Origin of the sequence: Methylobacillus arboreus (genome assembly GCF_020532725.1) — a bacterium.
Taxonomy (GTDB): Bacteria; Pseudomonadota; Gammaproteobacteria; order Burkholderiales; family Methylophilaceae; genus Methylobacillus; species Methylobacillus arboreus.
Genome location: NZ_JAJAVC010000004.1, coordinates 122,960 through 139,894, shown reverse-complemented (window position 1 = coordinate 139,894; position 16,935 = coordinate 122,960). Strand labels below are relative to the sequence as shown.

Sequence of the window (16,935 nt, the reverse complement as noted above, 5' to 3'; positions counted from 1 at the left end):
GTATGCAGGCTCGGCAAGAAAGAGTTTCAATTGTAATTGAAACTGGAGTAGAGTAATAGCTATGAGTTTGAAATTTGCTTGTATCAGGGCATGCAAAAAGTTCTTCATCACAGTCTGAAGCGTCTAGGCTAGCGAGTTACGACAACAATGAAAAAAACCATCCCCTTGCCTCAAGCACGGAGCAAGTATCAGCACTGGCAGGCAGCTATCGCGGCCTTATACCTGTCGCTGGCAGGCTGTCAGTCCATGGCGCCCGATTATGAGAGGCCGGCCGCGCCGGTGGCGGAACATTTTCCTCAGGCAGAAACCACCCTAGGCACCGATGCCGCCAGCCTTGCCTGGCAAGATTATTTTGCCGATACAACCTTGCAAGGCCTGATCGGCGACGCCCTGGCAAACAACCGCGACCTGCGCAGCGCCATCCAGCGCGTTGAAGGCGCCCGGGCGCTGTATGGCGTGCAACGGGCAGACCTGTTCCCCGGCCTCAACGCCCAAGGCAGCTTCGCTCGCTCGCGCACGCCTGAAGACCTAAGCCTGATCGGTCGTCCCATGGTCTTGAGCGAATACCGCGCCGGATTCGGCATCAGCAACTGGGAGCTGGATTTCTGGGGACGCATCCGCAGCCTGAGGGATTCCGCCCTGGAAACCTTCCTGGCTGCAGAATCATCACAGCGCGCTTCCGCCATCTCGCTGGTAGCGCAAGTGGCGAATAGCTACCTCAACCTGCGCGAGCTGGACCAGCGCATCCAGATTGCAGAAAAAACCATAGAAAGCCGCAAGGAGTCAGTCCGGATTTTCCAGCGCAGGTTCGATGTCGGCTCCACCTCCAAGCTCGACCTGAAGCAGGTGCAGGCACTGCTGGCACAGGCGCAGACATTGCTCTACCAATTGCAGCAATCCCGCGCCACCGAGCTCAACGCGCTCACGGTGCTGGTGGGCAAGCCTGTCGAGCTTGCGCCGGCCGGCCATGCCTTCTCCGAGACGAAGATGCTGCACCAGCTCAAGCCGGGACTGCCTTCCGAAGTGCTGACGCAACGGCCGGACATCATCGCGGCGGAACATATCCTGAAATCGGCCAATGCCAATATAGGCGCGGCGCGCGCGGCATTCTTCCCGCGCGTCACGCTGACCACTTCGCTAGGCACTGCCAGCCGCGAACTTAATGGATTGTTCGATGCAGGCAGCCATGCCTGGAGCTTTGCCCCCAGCATTTCACTGCCGATTTTCGATGGCTGGCGCAACCGCTCCAACCTGGAATTCGCCGAAGTCAGGCGCGACCTTGCCGTCACCAGCTACGAGCAAACCATCCAGACCGCCTTCCGCGAGGTGGCGGATGCCTTGGCTGCCCAGCATGGCATCCGGCAGCAGCTGGTCAGCCAGCAGGAGATGCGGGATGCCCAGGCGGAACGCGCCCGTCTCGCCAAGCTGAGGTACGACCATGGCGCCACTTCGTATTTCGAAGTGCTGGACGCGGAACGCAGCCTGCTGGATGTCGAACAGCAGCTGGTGCAAATGCAACGCGCCCTTTTCTCCAGCCAGGTCAGCCTGTATGCCGCGCTGGGCGGCGGGTCGCAATCCATTGCTACCACTGCACCCATTGTCCGGCAGCCCTCCAATTGAACGGATCACGTCATATGAACCCTAAAATCAAGAAATTCACCCCGCTTGTGATCATTGCCGCACTGGCTGCCGCTGGTTTTTATACCTGGCAGGCCATGAATGGCAACAGCAATACCGAAGGTTTCGCCAGCGGCAACGGACGGATAGAAGCCATAGAAATCGATGTCGCCACCAAGCTGGCAGGCCGCGTCGACGAGATACTGGTCAACGAGGGCGATTTCGTTGAGAAAGGACAACCGCTTGCCAGGATGCAGGTACAGGTGCTGGACGCACAACGCGACGAAGCGCGCGCGCAACACCAGCAGGCGCTCAACAGCGTGATTGTTGCCCAGACACAGGTGGTGCTGCGGGAGAGTGACAAGCGCGCCACGCAAGCGCTGGTGACGCAGCGCGAGAGCGAACTTGATGCCGCCCAGCGCCGCCTGGCGCGTTCCGAGACGCTCTCGGCAGAAGGCGCATCCTCCATCCAGGAGCTGGATGACGACCGCGCAAGAGTGCGCAGCGCGCAGGCCGCCGTCGAGGCCGCCAAGGCGCAAGTCGCCGCATCGCAGGCCGCCATCGATGCGGCCAAGGCGCAGGTGATAGGCGCCGGCTCGACCGTGGCGGCGGCGGAAGCCACCATCGCCCGCATCGAGGCCGACATCAACGACAGCCAGCTCACCTCGCCACGTGATGGCCGCGTGCAGTATCGCGTGGCGCAGCCGGGCGAAGTGCTCGCCGGCGGCGGCAAGCTGCTCAACCTGGTGGACCTGTCGGATGTCTACATGACCTTCTTCCTGCCTGAAGCCGCGGCAGGCAAGCTGGCGATGGGCGCGGAGGCGCGCATCATTCTCGATGCCGCGCCGCAATATGTCATCCCCGCCACGATTTCCTTTGTTGCCAGCACCGCGCAATTCACGCCCAAAACCGTGGAAACCGAGAGCGAGCGGCAGAAGCTGATGTTCCGCGTCAAGGCGCAGATAGACCGCGAGCTGTTGCAGAAGCACCTGAAACTGGTCAAGACCGGCCTGCCCGGCGTGGCCTGGGTCAGGGTGGACAACCAGGCGGAATGGCCTGTTGAACTGGCGGTGAAAGTACCGGAGTGAGCGACACCCGGCAGCAGCCAGCGCCTGTCGTCCAATTGCAGGACGTCAGCCTGCATTACGGCAAGGTCAGGGCGCTGGATGGCATCAGCCTGGATATCCCGGCAGGATGCATGGTGGGCATGATAGGACCGGACGGCGTCGGCAAGTCCAGCCTGCTGTCGCTGGTGGCGGGCGCCAGGGCGGTGCAGGCAGGTAAGGTGGAAGCGCTGGGCGGGGATATGTCCAGCAAACAGCACCGCGACGATGTCTGCCCGCGCATCGCCTATATGCCGCAAGGCCTGGGCAAGAACCTCTACCCGACATTGTCAGTGGAAGAAAACCTGCAGTTCTTCGGCCGCCTGTTCGGCCATGATGCGCAGGAACGCAGGCGGCGCATTGACGACCTCACGCGCAGCACCGGCCTGCACAAGTTTCTCGACCGTCCCGCAGGCAAGCTCTCCGGCGGCATGAAGCAGAAGCTGGGTCTGTGTTGCGCGCTGATTCACGACCCCGACCTGCTGATCCTCGACGAACCCACCACCGGCGTCGACCCGCTTGCCCGCGCCCAGTTCTGGGACCTGATCGACCGCATCCGCCAGGAAAGAAGCAGCATGAGCGTCATCGTCGCCACGGCCTATATGGACGAGGCGCAGCGCTTTGACTGGCTGGTGGCCATGGACGACGGTCAGGTCTTGGCGACGGGCACGCCGCAGGAACTGCTTGAGCGTACAGGCTCCACCTCCCTCGAAACCGCGTTCATCGCACTGCTGCCCGAGGAAAAGAAACAGGGCCACCAGGAAGTCACGATTCCGCCATTGCCCGAAGGCGACGGCAGCGACGCGGATATCGCCATCGAAGCCAAGGACCTCACCATGCGCTTCGGCGATTTCGTCGCCGTCGACCACGTCAGCTTCCGCATCCGCCGCGGGGAGATTTTCGGCTTTCTCGGCTCCAACGGCTGCGGCAAATCCACCACCATGAAGATGCTGACCGGCCTGCTCCCTGCCAGCGAAGGGCAGGCCTGGCTGTTCGGGCGTGAGATCGACTCCAAGGATATCGACACCCGGCGCCGGGTCGGCTACATGTCGCAGGCGTTTTCGCTCTACACCGAACTGACCGTGCGGCAGAACCTGGTGCTGCATGCCCGCCTGTTCCACGTGCCGGCAGCCGACATCCCCGCCCGCGTGGATGAAATGGTGCAGCGTTTTGACCTGGAAGAATCGCTCGACAGCCTGCCAGACAGCTTGCCGCTCGGCATCCGCCAGCGCCTGTCGCTGGCCGTCGCCATGGTGCACAAGCCCGAGCTGCTGATCCTCGACGAGCCGACCTCCGGCGTCGATCCGGTCGCCCGCGACAATTTCTGGCGCCTGTTGATCGAGCTGTCCCGCCGCGACCGGGTCACCATCTTCATCTCCACCCACTTCATGAACGAGGCCGAGCGCTGTGACCGCATGTCCTTGATGCATGCGGGCAAGGTGCTGGTCAGCGACACGCCTGCGAACATCGTCGCGCGGCGTAACGCCGATACGCTGGAGCAAGCCTTCATCGACTACCTGGTGGAAGCAGGCGGCGGCGGTACAGGTGTCAGCACCAGCACCGGCCCCGCCCAGCAAACCAATCATGCGACACCGGATATTCCGCAAAGCAGCCACCAGCCCCCGCACCGATTTTTCAGCTTCAACCGCATGTTCAGCTACCTCTGGCGCGAAATGCTGGAGCTGCAGCGCGACCCGGTACGCGGCGGCCTCGCCTTGGCAGGTTCAATATTGCTCATGTTCGTCATGGGGTTTGGCATCAGCATGGATGTCGAGGACCTGACCTATGCGGTGCTGGACCGCGACCAGACCACGCTGAGCCAGAACTACGCACTCAACCTTTCCGGATCGCGCTACTTCATCGAGCAACCGCCTATCCAGGATTACCAGGAGCTGGACAAGCGCATGCGCAGCGGCGAGCTTTCCCTCGCCATTGAGATACCGTCAGGGTTCGCCCGCGACGTACAGCGCGGCAGTAAGGCCGAAATCGGCGCCTGGGTAAATGGCGCCATGCCGCAGCGCGCCGAGACGGTGCAGGGCTATGTGCAAGGCATGCACCAGCAATGGCTGCAGCAGCAGGCGCAGGAACGCCTGGGCGTGACAGTCGCAAGCGCAGCCACCATCGAGACGCGCTACCGTTACAACCCCGACGTGCTCAGCCTGCCCGCCATGGTGCCCGCTGTGATTCCTCTGCTGCTGCTCATGCTGCCCGCCATGCTTTCCGCGCTATCCGTGGTGCGCGAGAAGGAGCTGGGCTCCATCATCAATCTCTATGTGACCCCTGTGACCCGCACCGAATTCCTGCTCGGCAAGCAATTGCCCTATGTCGCGCTCGCCATGTTGAATTTCCTGCTGATGGTATTGCTGGCCGTGACCGTGTTCGACGTGCCGGTCAAGGGCAGCTTCGCCACGCTAGCGCTGGCGGCCTTTCTCTATTGCATCGTGGCGACCGGCATTGGCCTGCTCGCCTCCACTTTTACCCGCAGCCAGATTGCAGCGCTGTTTTTCACGATGATTGCCTCCATTGTCCCGGCAGTGCAATTTGCCGGGATGCTCAACCCGGTCTCCTCACTGGAAGGTGCTGGCCGCATTGTCGGCGAGATTTACCCAACGACCTATATGCTGATCATCACCCGTGGCGTATTCAGCAAGGCCCTGGATTTCTCAGACCTCTATGCCTCATTCTGGCCGCTCCTGGTCGCTATTCCGGTCATCCTGGTGATGACCATACTCCTGCTGAAGAAACAGGATAAATGACATGAGACGCCACCTGATGCCTTGCCAGCATATTGAGAAAATTGCTCCATGCGCCATCTAGCCAACATCTACCGGCTGGGCGTCAAGGAACTCTGGAGCCTGATCCGCGACCCGATCATGCTGATCCTGATCGGGTACACCTTCACGCTCATGATCTACAGCTCGGCCACCGCAGTGCCAGAAACCCTGCACAATGCCCCTATCGCCATCGTCGACGAGGATGCCTCGCCCTTGTCCGCGCGCATCATTTCCGCTTTCTACCCGCCGCACTTTTCCACGCCGCCGCTGATCACGCAAAGCCAGATCGACCCGGGCATGGATGCCGGCGAGTACACGTTTGCCCTGCATATCCCGCCCGATTTCCAGCGCGACGTGCTGGCGGGAAAATCGCCCGCGTTGCAGCTTAACGTGGACGCCACCCGCATGTCGCAGGCCTTTTCCGGCAACCGCTACATCCAGGAAATCGTGCTCACCGAGGTGAATGAATTCGTGCAGCGCTATCGCAGCGCAACCGAGCTCCCGGTGGAATTGTCACTGCGCATGCGCTTCAACCCCAGCCTGATCCAGGCATGGTTTGGCGCCATGAACGAAATCATCAACAACATCACCATGCTCTCCATCATCCTCACCGGCGCGGCGCTGATCCGCGAGCGCGAACATGGCACCATCGAGCACCTGTTGGTCATGCCGGTCACGCCGACCGAAATCATGCTGGCAAAGGTCTGGTCCATGGCGCTGGTGGTACTGGTGGCCTCGACCTGCTCACTGGTGTTCGTCGTCGAAGGCTTGCTGAAAGTGCCCATCCAGGGCTCGATCGGCCTGTTCCTGCTGGGCACCACCTTGCACCTGTTCGCCACCACCTCGATGGGCATCTTCATGGCGACGCTGGCGCGCAATATGCCGCAGTTCGGCATGCTGATGATCCTGACCCTGCTGCCACTGCAAATGCTTTCCGGCGGCCTCACGCCGCGCGAAAGCATGCCGGAATTCGTGCAGAACATCATGCTGCTGGCGCCGACCACCCACTTCGTGGAACTGGGCCAGGCGATATTGTTCCGCGGCGCCGGGCTGGATGTAGTCTGGGGTTCCTTCCTGGCGTTGCTGCTGATCGGGACCGTGCTGTTCATCGTCTCGCTGACCCGATTCCGCAATACGATCAGCCGCATGGCTTAGAACGGCTAACAAAAACTCTCCTGGCATTGTTGCTCTGCCTTGTCGTATTAATGCCGCCTAACCAAGAGCGCTTCACTGATACTTTGTTAGATGTCCTGGTAGATGATGTTGAGACCTACTGCCAGCGCTGGCGGCTCCATACGCGCTGGCTGGCTTTATCGTGGAAAGTCCAGGCAACGAAACGGCTTTTCTTCTGACCTTGCGCCATCGCTATCGTCTTCACCGTGTACGCATCCACCGCTCTCAAGCTGCGGTATACCGCTGGCAAGGTAACAGCCTTGGACACCAGCGTGGTAAACCAAAGGCATTCCGCGCCAACCGTTGCACTTTCCTTGACCATGCGGCCGATAAACACCTCTTCACCGCCTTCGCAATACAGCTCGGCAGCCTGTCCGCCAAAATTGAGCTTATTGCCTGCCCTGGCTGGTTTCATGCCTTTGCCCGAGGGCTTGCCGCGGCTGCGCTCCAGGTTCTGCCACTTACGCTGCGTCCCCGCCATGGCCGCAGCCTGGGATGCATGGAACGGCGGGTTGCACATGGTCAGGTCAAAACGCTCATATTCTTGCATCATCCCCGAGAAAATCACCCCTGCATTGCGCTGCAAGCGCAATTCGACCGCCTCGGCAAGGCCGGGATTGGCTGCCACAATCCCTTGCGCATTTTCCAGCGCCTCGGCATTGATGTCGGTGCCGACGAAGTGCCAGCCATATTCGCGCTGCCCGATGATGGGATATACCAGGTTGGCGCCTGTGCCGATATCCAGCACCCTGACGTTGCCGCCATATGGAATTTTCCCGTCATTGCCTGCGGCCAGCAGGTCTGCCAGGCAATGCACATAATCCGCCCGACCGGGAATCGGCGGACAGAGGAATTGCGGCGGGATGTCCCATTCCGCGATGCCGTAATACTGCTTGAGCAAGGCCTGGTTCAGGGTCTTGACGGCCTGCGGATCGGCAAAGTCGATGCTGGCATCCTGGTAATGATTGAGCCTAACAAACGCCGCCAGGGCAGGATGGACCTTGACCAGCAATGCAAAATCGTAGCGCTGCCGGTGCCGGTTGCGCGGATGCAGGCCGGATTTCTCATCCGGGGAGGAACGCTGGGTCATGGGGTAATTAATGGGCGCACTATTTTGAGAACGCATCCATCAGCAGGAATATCCCTTCCCGCCGCTGGTACTGATTGATGGCCGGCACCAGCCGCCGGAAATGCTCGGTCTGGCAATGGATGTCCAACGCCGCCCGGTCAGGCCACTCTTCGATAAAGATGAAATGTCCGGGGTCTTTCTGGTCGATGAACAGGTCGTACGCAATGCATAACGGTTCCTGCCGGGTCTTCTCGACCAGCTCCGCGTAAAGCGGCACTACAAGGTCAATATATTCCGGCTTGATAAAATCCTCGGCGATCACCTTCAACATGGCAACTTGTTCTTTCAGATATTGTTTGGCTTGGCTGCTATCGCCTGCACCACCGAGGCCAGCCCGGTGTGGTAAGCGCCTTCCACTACCTCGCGCTCTACTTCTTGCAGCCGATGAAAATTGAATCCATGCAATGCGCGGCTCAGTATGGCTTTCGTCATCATGGCGTCCGTGTCCTTGCCGCCGCCGGTGCCATATTCCAACTGCTCCGGCGTGTAAGCCTCCAGCAGGAACATCCCGCAGGGCTTCAGCCCCTTGATGATCTTGGGAAAGACAACGGCCTTCAATGCCGACGGCATGGGACAGAAAATCGAGACGATGCCGTCCCATTGCTGCTCGCCGAAATCAAAACTGGCGAGGTCGGCATGGATGCTCTCAATCGTGACGCCATTCTCCCTGGCGAGCTTCCCGGCCTTTTCCAGCCCGACGGCAGAACCGTCCACCGCGGTCACGGCATATCCCTGCCTGGCAAGGAATACCGCATTGCGCCCCTCCCCTTCGGCAATGCTCAGCACCCTGCCCTGGGGAATGGCGCGGAAATGGTCCACGAGGAAAGTATTCGCGGTCTTGCCGTAGACATAAGTCTCGGTATCGTATCGTTCGTCCCACATGATTGTGTGCTCCAGCGTTTTTGCTAATCCAGCTTGCCGTCCTGCTGGATGAACCGCGCCAACACCGCAATCAACTCCGGCATGACAGGCAGCTCGGGCTGGGTATAGGTATTCCAGTTCTGCGCGCGGTCCGGTACTGACTTCTTGAAAATATGGTTCATGCCGTCGATTGAGATGACAGTCGCCCTTTGATTAGCAGCGCCCAATAACCATGCATCCTCTTCATCCACCTGAATATCCGCTGTGCCCTGCACCACCAATATTGGTATCTTTAATTTGGCAATTTCTTTAGCTGGGTCATATTTGAACCACGAAATCAGGTACGGCTGCACGCTGGGCCGGAACAATGCCTGCAGGGCCGGGTTCACCGGGCCTACTGTCTTGCCCTGCTTCAGCCTCTCGATCACTGGCAATGCCATGGCCTGTATCTCCGCAGGTTGGGAAGCCAATTGCATCTGCAGCAATTGGTCGGCGGGCCTACCCGGCCCGGCAATGGAAATAAAGTTCGCAACCTTGGCCTGCCGCGAGGCCAGCATGCCGAGCAGCGCCCCCTCGCTGTGGCCGATCACGGTGATCTTGCCGAAGCGCTTATCCTGCGCAAGCCATTTCACCCAGTCCCGCACGTCGGCGGCATATTGCTCGAAACGCAAACCCTCTTCCTTGGGGACGGCACTCATACTCCGGCCCACGCCACGCTTGTCGTAGCGCAAGCTCGCAATCCCGTGCTGTGCCAACGCGCTGGACAGCAGCAGCAAGGCATTGTGATGCAGGCCGGGCTGGTTACCGTTCCTGTCTGTCGGGCCAGACCCTGCCACCATGACGACCACCGGCATGCCTCGTTTAGCCTCAGGTACCAGCAATGTGCCCTCGAGAACGCCGTTGGCGGTTTGCAACTGCACGACGGATTCCTCCAACGCCGCATACGCACGACCCTGCATGGATAGCATCAGGCAAATAGCGATGAAAAAAGAACCTACATAAACACGCATGACAGGACTATTCTGGGATCGGATGACGGGTATACATGTGCCAACAATGCAGCAACAAATTCCATCATACCTCATTCGCCATGCCTCACTAGACCGCCTGGAACCAACAACCCGCAAAAATAGGGTAAATTCCTACCATCAAATTCAAGATCAAGGATCATCATGACTTCACTCGTCTCGCCAGTCACCGACCTCCTGAACGCCCAGGCCGTCCCTTTCACCGTCATTGAAATCCCGTTGAGTGAAGACAAGAAACCAGTGCGCAACTTGGAAGAACTATTGGAAAACGAGGGGCTGGACCCTAAATCGGTGGTGCGCAGCGTGCTGTTCCGCACCGGCTCGGACCAGTTCATCCTGCTCGCCGTGGCAGGCGGCGGCCGTGCCGACTGGGCCATCCTGCGCAACCACCTCAACGAGCGCAAACTGCGCATGGCGGAATATGACGAAGTGCCCGAGGCGACTGGTTATGTCGTCGGCGCCGTGCCGCCGATCGCCCTGCCAGAAGAACTCAAGGTTTTGGTAGACAACAGCGTGAAGGATTATGAAACCGTGGTGATCGGCAGCGGCGTGCTGGGTTATGCCCTGGCGTTAAAAGGGGCAGATTTGCTGAAAGTGCTTGGCGATGCGGAACAAGGCAGCTTTGCCAAGGCATAAAGGATATTAAGAACGCGATAGTGGAATTGCCTATTTCCACTTCTCGCACGACACCTCAACACTGCGCTCACCATCGCTCAGCCACACCTGGCCATCCTGGATGGTGCACTGCAGGTGCATGGTGCGCTGCGCCAGATCAGCCAGTGCTTTCGTGTTTTCTTGAGGCAGGTTGATGATGCTCAGATTCTTTAGCCGGGCAAAGCCATCCGCATTCTGTGCAAACCACATCTCTGCAGTGCGGCCGCCATAGGTATACACAACCACCTCATTCGCCCGCCCACAAGCCTTGCGGATCAGTTTTTCATCCGGCAGGCCCACATCAATCCACTGCTCGATCTTGCCAGTCAAATCCTTGCGCCAGATGTCCGCTTCCTCATCGTCTGTCATGCCCTGGCCAAAGACCAAAAGTTCATGAGCATGCAATGCAAACGCCAGCACGCGCACCATCATGCGCTCATCCGTTTCGGAGGGATGACGGGCGAGTGTCAAAGCATGGTCTTGATAATAGTGTCGCTCCATATCGGCAATCTGCAGATTGGCTTTGAACACGGTGGATTTGAGGGCCATGGAATTCCTGAGAGAAATAAATGAAGAGACGCAGCTTAACGCAAGCTTGGTCAATATTATAAGAGGCAGGGCTACAGCAGAATCGGCATGACAAAATAGTTGTGAAAAGTTTGCCTGCTACTGCAATGTTATTTAACTAAACCCTAGAAGCGCATCACTCTTTTGGTGGAGGATTGTCACGACGGAACAGCTCCCACTCATCAATGACCGTCCCGTCAGGCAAGTGACAAATACCATACTCTGCGCCAGACGCATCTTTCTTGATTTCGATCTTTCCACCCTGATTGATGCAGTGAGAAGATGCGGGATTGGCAATTTGAACCGTGGCGGATCTTTTCTCGGTCTTGGAAGTACAGCCCAGCGTCAGTAAACATGAAACCAAGAGCGCAAGAAAACCAGCAATACCTTTTGAAGACATACCCACCATCCTTCCTTCCCGTTTGGCTGACCATTAGCTCATTCTATCGCCACTGAAAGATTCAACAGCAACTCACAGGTAACTTGTTTTCAGCTTTTTTTCTTTTTCAAACCGTTCCATCGCCAACTGAATCAGCCTGTCGATCAATTCAGTATATGTAATGCCCGAAGCTTCCCAAAGCTTTGGATACATGCTGATTTTGGTAAAACCGGGAATTGTATTGATTTCATTGACGAGAATTTCACCATTCTCTTTCAGAAACATATCCACTCTGCCCAGCCCTTCAGCCGCAAGCAACTTAAAGGTTCGTATCGCAATTTCTCTAGCCCGATCGGCAACGTTTTCTGGCAAGATGGTCGGAATCTCAAGTATTGCGCCTTTTTCATCGAGATACTTTGCATCATAGGAATAGAACTCGTGACTAGGCTTGATTTCGCCAATGACAGAAGCAATAGGATTACTATTGCCCAGAACGGAACATTCGATTTCTTTTCCGGAAATAAATTCCTCTGCAATGATCTTCAGGTCAAACGAAAAAGCCAGGTCTACTGCTGCGTGATAACTGGTTTCATCATGGACTTTGCTGACTCCGACAGAGGAGCCCATATTGGCCGGTTTCACAAAGAATGGAGAACCAAGCAAACTGGAAACCTCCGAGAAACCAGGAATCGAGTCACTGTCTCTTAGTGTCAGAAATTTTCCAATCGGAATTCCAGCGTCACGCAGCAATCTCTTCATGACATCCTTATCCATGCCCACCGCTGACCCCAGAACGCTTGACCCCACAAATGGGATATTGGCCAGTTTCAGGAAACCCTGGACAGTACCGTCCTCCCCCATTGGACCATGGAGAATGGGAAAAGCGACATCAATCGATCCATTGTTCTGCCTGTTTTCAATACTTGAAATTTCTCCGTTGCTTTCAGGCGCAAAGGTGATGCGATTTTGCGAGTTATTGAGGCTGATTTGTTCAGGACTATCTGCATCAATCAAATAATCGTGACTTGAATTCAGCAGCCATTTTCCCGTCTTGTCGATTCCAATCAGGACTGGCTCATATTTTCACGGTCAATTGCATCAAACACGTTTCTGGCCGATTGCAAGGACACCTCATGCTCGGCCGATTTTCCGCCAAAAATGATGGCTACTCTGATTTTCTTCATTTTGCTACTACACGACCTTTTTCAAGAATGGGCGGCGCATTATCCGTTAAAGCATCGCTGACAACATTGATGTTTGAGATCGTATAGTTCAATACCGGTTGCAGCGACAAGCTGGCACTAGAAAAAATCGCAACCTGCAGCTCTGGAGCAAGACTCTGTTCAACAAGGTGATAGCGCTTGTCACCAATATTAATCAGGGGATTATCTTCGATGATTTTTGCCACCCTGGTCAGGGAATCTATTTCACGCTTGGAAAGAAACAGGATATCCACAGCAAATAACTGTGGAACCGGCTGAACCAGCCCGGTTGGCGATAAATTTGGAGGAATGGGATTACGCGCTTGCGGCAGGCGAGCAATCCTCCAAGGCCATATCACTATCTGGGTGCGTAAGCTCCTTGGGTGGCCCACCCCAACCGAAAACGCTGTCTCGCTTTTAATGCGGCTTTGGATAGCTGCAATGGCGTCATCCATGGGCTTATCTCTGTGGGTTAAGATTTGAGCATTTTAGCACTCTGCTTTTATACCATGCTGCAGTGCATACAAATTGAGCCGCTGCTTAGCAAAGATTTATTGCTTTCGCCAACAATGTCTACTAGTGCTATTCAGCTATATTGAATTGACTACGGTACTTTACAAAACCCCGCTTTGAAGAACCGATAAAACCAACATGTTCAAAGAACATATGTGCCTGTATTCTATCGGAGGAGCTAAGCAACATAATTTTTGAGCAATCCGCTCGATAACAGAAATCTTCGATTTCTTTCATCAAAGCACTTCCTATACCAGAATTTCTGAATGAGGATTCAATTACAATATTTTCAATCACTGCGAAGGGCTGTGCCTGAAACATGACATCTGCACATAATGATACAAGTGCAGTTCCAATGACGATGCCTTCATACTCGCAAACAAGTAATGCTGTATTGGGGTCTTGATTAACTTGTGTAATTCGATCAGATAGGACAGAAACGGCATGATTATTTACCAGTTGCCGGTACAGTACCTCAACAGCGTGTGCATCGGCTGCTATGGCTTGTCGAATAATTAGATTCAATGTCATCACTTTAATTTAGGGTCTTAGGAAGCAAAGCATCCATTGAGGTGTGATAACTTCCTAATATGGTTAGTAAAAACAGGTATTACTGCCGTTCTAAAATCGGCGAGGCCAAATTCAGGCAGCTCGTACGGTGTTTTGCCCTGGATCTCACGGCGACCAATACCGCTGAATTGACCAGTATTTCGGTCCGATCAGTTAACAGCATTTATTTGAAGATTCGTAGACGCATGGCAGCATCCTGTGAATCGGAGTCGCCGTTGCAAGGGGCTGTAGAAGTCGACGAATCCTACTTCGGTACCCAGCGTGTTCGAGGTAAACGCGGTCACGGAGCCTACGGCAAGACAATTGTGTTTGGATTGCTGAAGCGTCACGGCAAAGTCTACACTGAGATCGTACCGGACTGTTCCAAAGCCACGCTGCAAGGCATTATCCGCGGGCATGTGGAGCCCAGCACGGTGATCCACTCCGATGGCTGGCGGGGCTACGATGGCCTAGTCGACATTGGATTTGATAAGCACCTCCGGGTACACCATGGCGAGAATGAGTTTGCGAATGGAGAGCGGCATATCAATGGCATTGAATCGTTCTGAAGCTATGCAAAGCGACGGCTAGCCAAGTTTAACGGCGTACCAAAACACACCTTCTATCTGCATCTGAAAGAAACTGAATTTAGATTTAATCATCGCCGTGATCATCTTTACCTTGAGATACTTAAACTGGTAAGAAATATCCGCTTTAGCTTCCTAAGACCCAATTTAATCTCGGACTAGCTCAATAGATAGATTAAGAGAGGCCAACACATCCAGAAATGCTGTTTGCGAGGTTTGATGATTAATCAATAAAGTTGCCATATTTAAAGCTCGTGCGGGTTGAACATCTCTAATCGGATCGTCACCGATCATCAGGCAATTTTCTGCCTTTACTTTAATTATGTTCAAAGCAGCCAAGAATATTTCAGGCGCAGGTTTCCAATGCCCACAATCCATTGGAGTAATAGCGGCAATAAAATGTGGAGCTAGGCCAGTGCTTTGTATTTTTCTATGTTGCTGAGAACGCTCCCCATTTGGTGATAATGATCTTGGGAAAATGGGCTGTTTTTTGTAGAAACTCAGTACAGTGTGGAGCTAATTTCCATGAGGCTTCATATGTATCAAGATAAGGCTTGAAGGCCTGGTCTGCATCCGCGTCATTGAACTGTTTATTCAGAAATTCCCGTACGCGTGCCCGGCGTTGATCGTCAAATGATATTTCACCGCGCTCATATTTCTGCCAATGCCTTGCGGAAATATTGCGCCACCGGACAAGAGAAGATTCCAGCGACTCTCCAGCCAATAAAGCACAATGAGCTTGAAAAAAAGCATTAAGCGCTGCCCGTAATGCACTGCGATCATCGAGCAGCGTATCGTCAAGGTCTACAAGCAGGGCTTCTATCATTGAGGCTAATTTTAGATCAGTTAAATAGTGACAATGAATGCAAAATGCCCTGCTCTTTCATAAGGAATCCAAGTGTTTGAGCAGGGGCAACAGATAATCCCCGTGCACCATTTTTGGTTATCGTTTTTGCGACTAGTCCGTTAGCTTTGATTTCCTCTACAAACCGTTGCAAAAACTTTGCGCCAGCATCACGGTCTTTGGGTGTGCCGATTGCTTGATAGACGGTACTGATGCTGCCATCCAGCACACGGGAGCCAGGCAACTTATCGGTATATTCGATTAACACTGGCTTGAGAGCTGCCAGGACCTCAAGCTTTTCGCTCGCAAACAGGTTGTATGCGCCTTCCACGCCTGGCACACCGGGAGCGCCAGGCACACGATGCAATTTGGCATGTTTGAGGCTACGAGTTAGTACCAGGTCGTACGCGCTTTTCGCCGAGATGGCAATACGGACTCCTTCTTTATCGACATCCGCGATGGTTTTGATGGATGAACCAGCAGGGACTAGATAAGTTGCGACAATTTCAGCATAAGGAGGACTGAATGCAATGCCTTCTGCGCGCTCTGGCTCTATGCCAAGAAATGCAACATCCCATGCGCCGGTTTTGATGCCTTCGGCTAACTCACCTGCCGAGTCGAATGTCACAATCTCCACTGGAAGGCCAACTTGGCCTTCCAGCTCGCGCGCGAGATCAAAAACTATGCCCCTTGGTGTGCCTGTTGCCAAATCTTTTCCTGTCAACAATATATTTCCGGTGTTAATACCGATTCGCAGTTTGCCTGTAGGGGCAAGATCGGCTCGCTCACTGGCCGTGATCTGTACGGCAGATGCGGAAGAAATAAAGAGGGTAGCAGTCAGGATAGAACTTGCAAGCGCGCTGATCCTTCTGGGCATATGGTATTCCTGGAGTTCGTATATGGAAGTGCTATCGGCGCTGCAAGAGATATGCCATGTCCATGCATCCGCTTGCCTATTGGCTTTGTATGAAAATAACACGAATAAAGCCAATTTATATGCTGAATTTACAGCACATGTATTGCTTTATGTTGTTGGGAAATTAGCATCTAAGTTGATAACGAAAAGTATTGGCGCTTATCAGGCTGAGAGCAGGCACCCAATAAGCAAAACTTCAAAAACTATTTCAATAACCAATAGGCATTACACCATATATAGTTACTTGATAATTACCATTGAAATACGCCAACTTCTGGTTCCACATATTCAATAGATACTTCACCTTGAGTGGCGTCAATCCAGCGTTGAATTCTTAACGCAGCCTGTCGCGCTGACATGGTTGCATCTGAAGCCGCAGCACCCCCATGAAATCTACCAGGATGGATGACCGAGACACCGATACCTTGCGGTATCAGTTCTTCTGCCATGCATGCGCTCAACATATTTTGAGCTGCCTTGGCGATCCGATAGGAATAAGAGAAACCTTGATTGGAAAATTCACCTCGCGCGGATTTTTCAATAGAGCCTAGCCGTGAGGAGATATTCACAATTCTCCCCGCACCAGATTTTAAGAGCGCAGGTAATGCTGCCCTGCATACGCGTAGCGTACCTAATGTGTGAACAGAAAATAGCTCTGCAACCTCATCAGCACATGTATCAAGCAGACCGTAGGAGCGGCCAGGCACACCGGCGTTGTTGATCAGCAGATCAAGTGCCATATCATTACCCAGCTTGGCTGTAATTATCGATTCAATTTCCTGATAACAAATATCGCCAACAATCGGATGGCAATATTTTGCAAATGCCGTTGCAAGAATTGTATCCGCATCATGCTGGTTACGCACAAGTGGTAAAGTGATCCAGCCAGCAGTTTGATACAAATACAGCAACTCGCGTCCAAGTCCACGAGATGCGCCTGTAATTAATACTGACTTCACATGATCCCCATCGGTCGACTTTTATAGTACTGATCTATTCTATTGTTTCAAGGCTTTCAGCTGTTGATCTGAATAAGACT

General features: G+C 54.6%; 17 protein-coding genes and 2 pseudogenes. 6 read left to right on the top strand and 13 right to left on the bottom strand.

The window, feature by feature from the left end:
* Nucleotides 1-147 precede the first annotated feature (147 nt).
* The 4 genes from LG198_RS05550 to LG198_RS05535 are packed head-to-tail and all read left to right on the top strand — an operon-like array spanning nucleotide 148 to nucleotide 6,649.
* On the top strand, nucleotides 148-1,620 hold the full coding sequence (locus LG198_RS05550; protein WP_230342188.1) for an efflux transporter outer membrane subunit: 1,473 nt from the start codon (nucleotides 148-150) through the stop codon (nucleotides 1,618-1,620).
* Nucleotides 1,621-1,634: 14 nt separating this feature from the next.
* Nucleotides 1,635-2,705: an HlyD family secretion protein gene (locus LG198_RS05545; RefSeq protein WP_230342187.1), complete on the top strand. Its 1,071-nt coding sequence runs from the start codon at nucleotides 1,635-1,637 to the stop codon at nucleotides 2,703-2,705.
* Nucleotides 2,702-5,476 (top strand): ribosome-associated ATPase/putative transporter RbbA, encoded by a 2,775-nt coding sequence (gene rbbA / locus LG198_RS05540; RefSeq protein WP_230342186.1) that lies wholly within the window; start codon nucleotides 2,702-2,704, stop codon nucleotides 5,474-5,476. Before LG198_RS05545 ends, rbbA begins: the two co-directional genes overlap by 4 nt.
* Nucleotides 5,477-5,524: 48 nt before the next feature.
* Nucleotides 5,525-6,649 (top strand): ABC transporter permease, encoded by a 1,125-nt coding sequence (locus tag LG198_RS05535; protein WP_230342185.1) that lies wholly within the window; start codon nucleotides 5,525-5,527, stop codon nucleotides 6,647-6,649.
* Between the two features lie 115 nt (nucleotides 6,650-6,764).
* Here LG198_RS05535 and rlmF read toward each other — a convergent pair whose 3' ends face one another.
* From rlmF to LG198_RS05515, 4 genes are read right to left on the bottom strand one after another with little or no spacing between them, the layout of a single operon-like run.
* Nucleotides 6,765-7,757, bottom strand: a complete 993-nt coding sequence (rlmF, locus tag LG198_RS05530; RefSeq protein ID WP_230342184.1) for a 23S rRNA (adenine(1618)-N(6))-methyltransferase RlmF — start codon at nucleotides 7,755-7,757, stop codon at nucleotides 6,765-6,767.
* Nucleotides 7,758-7,776: 19 nt separating this feature from the next.
* On the bottom strand, nucleotides 7,777-8,067 hold the full coding sequence (locus LG198_RS05525) for a putative quinol monooxygenase (RefSeq protein ID WP_230342183.1): 291 nt from the start codon (nucleotides 8,065-8,067) through the stop codon (nucleotides 7,777-7,779).
* 14 nt (nucleotides 8,068-8,081) lie between these two features.
* Complete coding sequence (locus LG198_RS05520; protein WP_230342182.1) at nucleotides 8,082-8,678, bottom strand: class I SAM-dependent methyltransferase; 597 nt, start codon at nucleotides 8,676-8,678, stop codon at nucleotides 8,082-8,084.
* A 23-nt stretch (nucleotides 8,679-8,701) separates the two neighbouring features.
* A complete protein-coding gene (locus tag LG198_RS05515; protein ID WP_230342181.1) occupies nucleotides 8,702-9,667 on the bottom strand; it encodes an alpha/beta hydrolase in 966 nt (321 codons plus the stop codon).
* Nucleotides 9,668-9,829: 162 nt separating this feature from the next.
* Here LG198_RS05515 and LG198_RS05510 point away from each other — a divergent pair, with 162 nt between their 5' ends.
* A complete protein-coding gene (locus LG198_RS05510; RefSeq protein WP_230342180.1) occupies nucleotides 9,830-10,321 on the top strand; it encodes an aminoacyl-tRNA deacylase in 492 nt (163 codons plus the stop codon).
* A 30-nt stretch (nucleotides 10,322-10,351) separates the two neighbouring features.
* Here the strand turns inward: LG198_RS05510 and LG198_RS05505 are convergent, their stop codons facing one another.
* The 5 genes and pseudogenes from LG198_RS05505 to LG198_RS05485 form a co-directional block, all read right to left on the bottom strand.
* Nucleotides 10,352-10,888 carry a YaeQ family protein gene (locus LG198_RS05505; protein WP_230342179.1) on the bottom strand — a complete coding sequence of 179 codons (537 nt, stop codon included), beginning with the start codon at nucleotides 10,886-10,888 and terminating at the stop codon, nucleotides 10,352-10,354.
* A gap of 154 nt (nucleotides 10,889-11,042) precedes the next feature.
* Complete coding sequence (locus tag LG198_RS05500) at nucleotides 11,043-11,306, bottom strand: putative hemolysin (protein WP_230342178.1); 264 nt, start codon at nucleotides 11,304-11,306, stop codon at nucleotides 11,043-11,045.
* 72 nt (nucleotides 11,307-11,378) lie between these two features.
* Nucleotides 11,379-12,469, bottom strand: a pseudogene (ddlA, locus tag LG198_RS05495) (D-alanine--D-alanine ligase).
* On the bottom strand, nucleotides 12,466-12,942 hold the full coding sequence (locus tag LG198_RS05490) for a hypothetical protein (protein WP_230342177.1): 477 nt from the start codon (nucleotides 12,940-12,942) through the stop codon (nucleotides 12,466-12,468). Before LG198_RS05490 ends, ddlA begins: the two are co-directional and overlap by 4 nt.
* Nucleotides 12,943-13,069: 127 nt before the next feature.
* Complete coding sequence (locus tag LG198_RS05485) at nucleotides 13,070-13,531, bottom strand: GNAT family N-acetyltransferase (protein ID WP_230342176.1); 462 nt, start codon at nucleotides 13,529-13,531, stop codon at nucleotides 13,070-13,072.
* Between the two features lie 59 nt (nucleotides 13,532-13,590).
* On the opposite strand from LG198_RS05485, the pseudogene LG198_RS05480 reads away from it, so the two are divergent.
* Nucleotides 13,591-14,298 (top strand): annotated as a pseudogene (locus LG198_RS05480) (IS1595 family transposase).
* Here LG198_RS05480 and LG198_RS05475 read toward each other — a convergent pair.
* From LG198_RS05475 to LG198_RS05460, 4 genes are all read right to left on the bottom strand, one after another.
* The gene (locus tag LG198_RS05475; RefSeq protein WP_328484960.1) at nucleotides 14,284-14,562 is read right to left on the bottom strand and encodes an HAD family hydrolase; all 279 of its coding nucleotides are present in this window, start codon (nucleotides 14,560-14,562) and stop codon (nucleotides 14,284-14,286) included. The pseudogene LG198_RS05480 and the gene LG198_RS05475 sit on opposite strands and share 15 nt — an antisense overlap.
* A 4-nt stretch (nucleotides 14,563-14,566) precedes the next feature.
* A complete protein-coding gene (locus tag LG198_RS05470) occupies nucleotides 14,567-14,962 on the bottom strand; it encodes an HAD family hydrolase (protein ID WP_230342175.1) in 396 nt (131 codons plus the stop codon).
* Nucleotides 14,963-14,978: 16 nt separating this feature from the next.
* Entirely contained in the window at nucleotides 14,979-15,857 is an 879-nt protein-coding gene (locus LG198_RS05465; RefSeq protein WP_230342174.1) for a transporter substrate-binding domain-containing protein, read from the bottom strand.
* A gap of 290 nt (nucleotides 15,858-16,147) precedes the next feature.
* Nucleotides 16,148-16,855 (bottom strand): SDR family NAD(P)-dependent oxidoreductase, encoded by a 708-nt coding sequence (locus LG198_RS05460; RefSeq protein WP_230342173.1) that lies wholly within the window; start codon nucleotides 16,853-16,855, stop codon nucleotides 16,148-16,150.
* Between the last annotated feature and the right edge of the window lie 80 nt (nucleotides 16,856-16,935).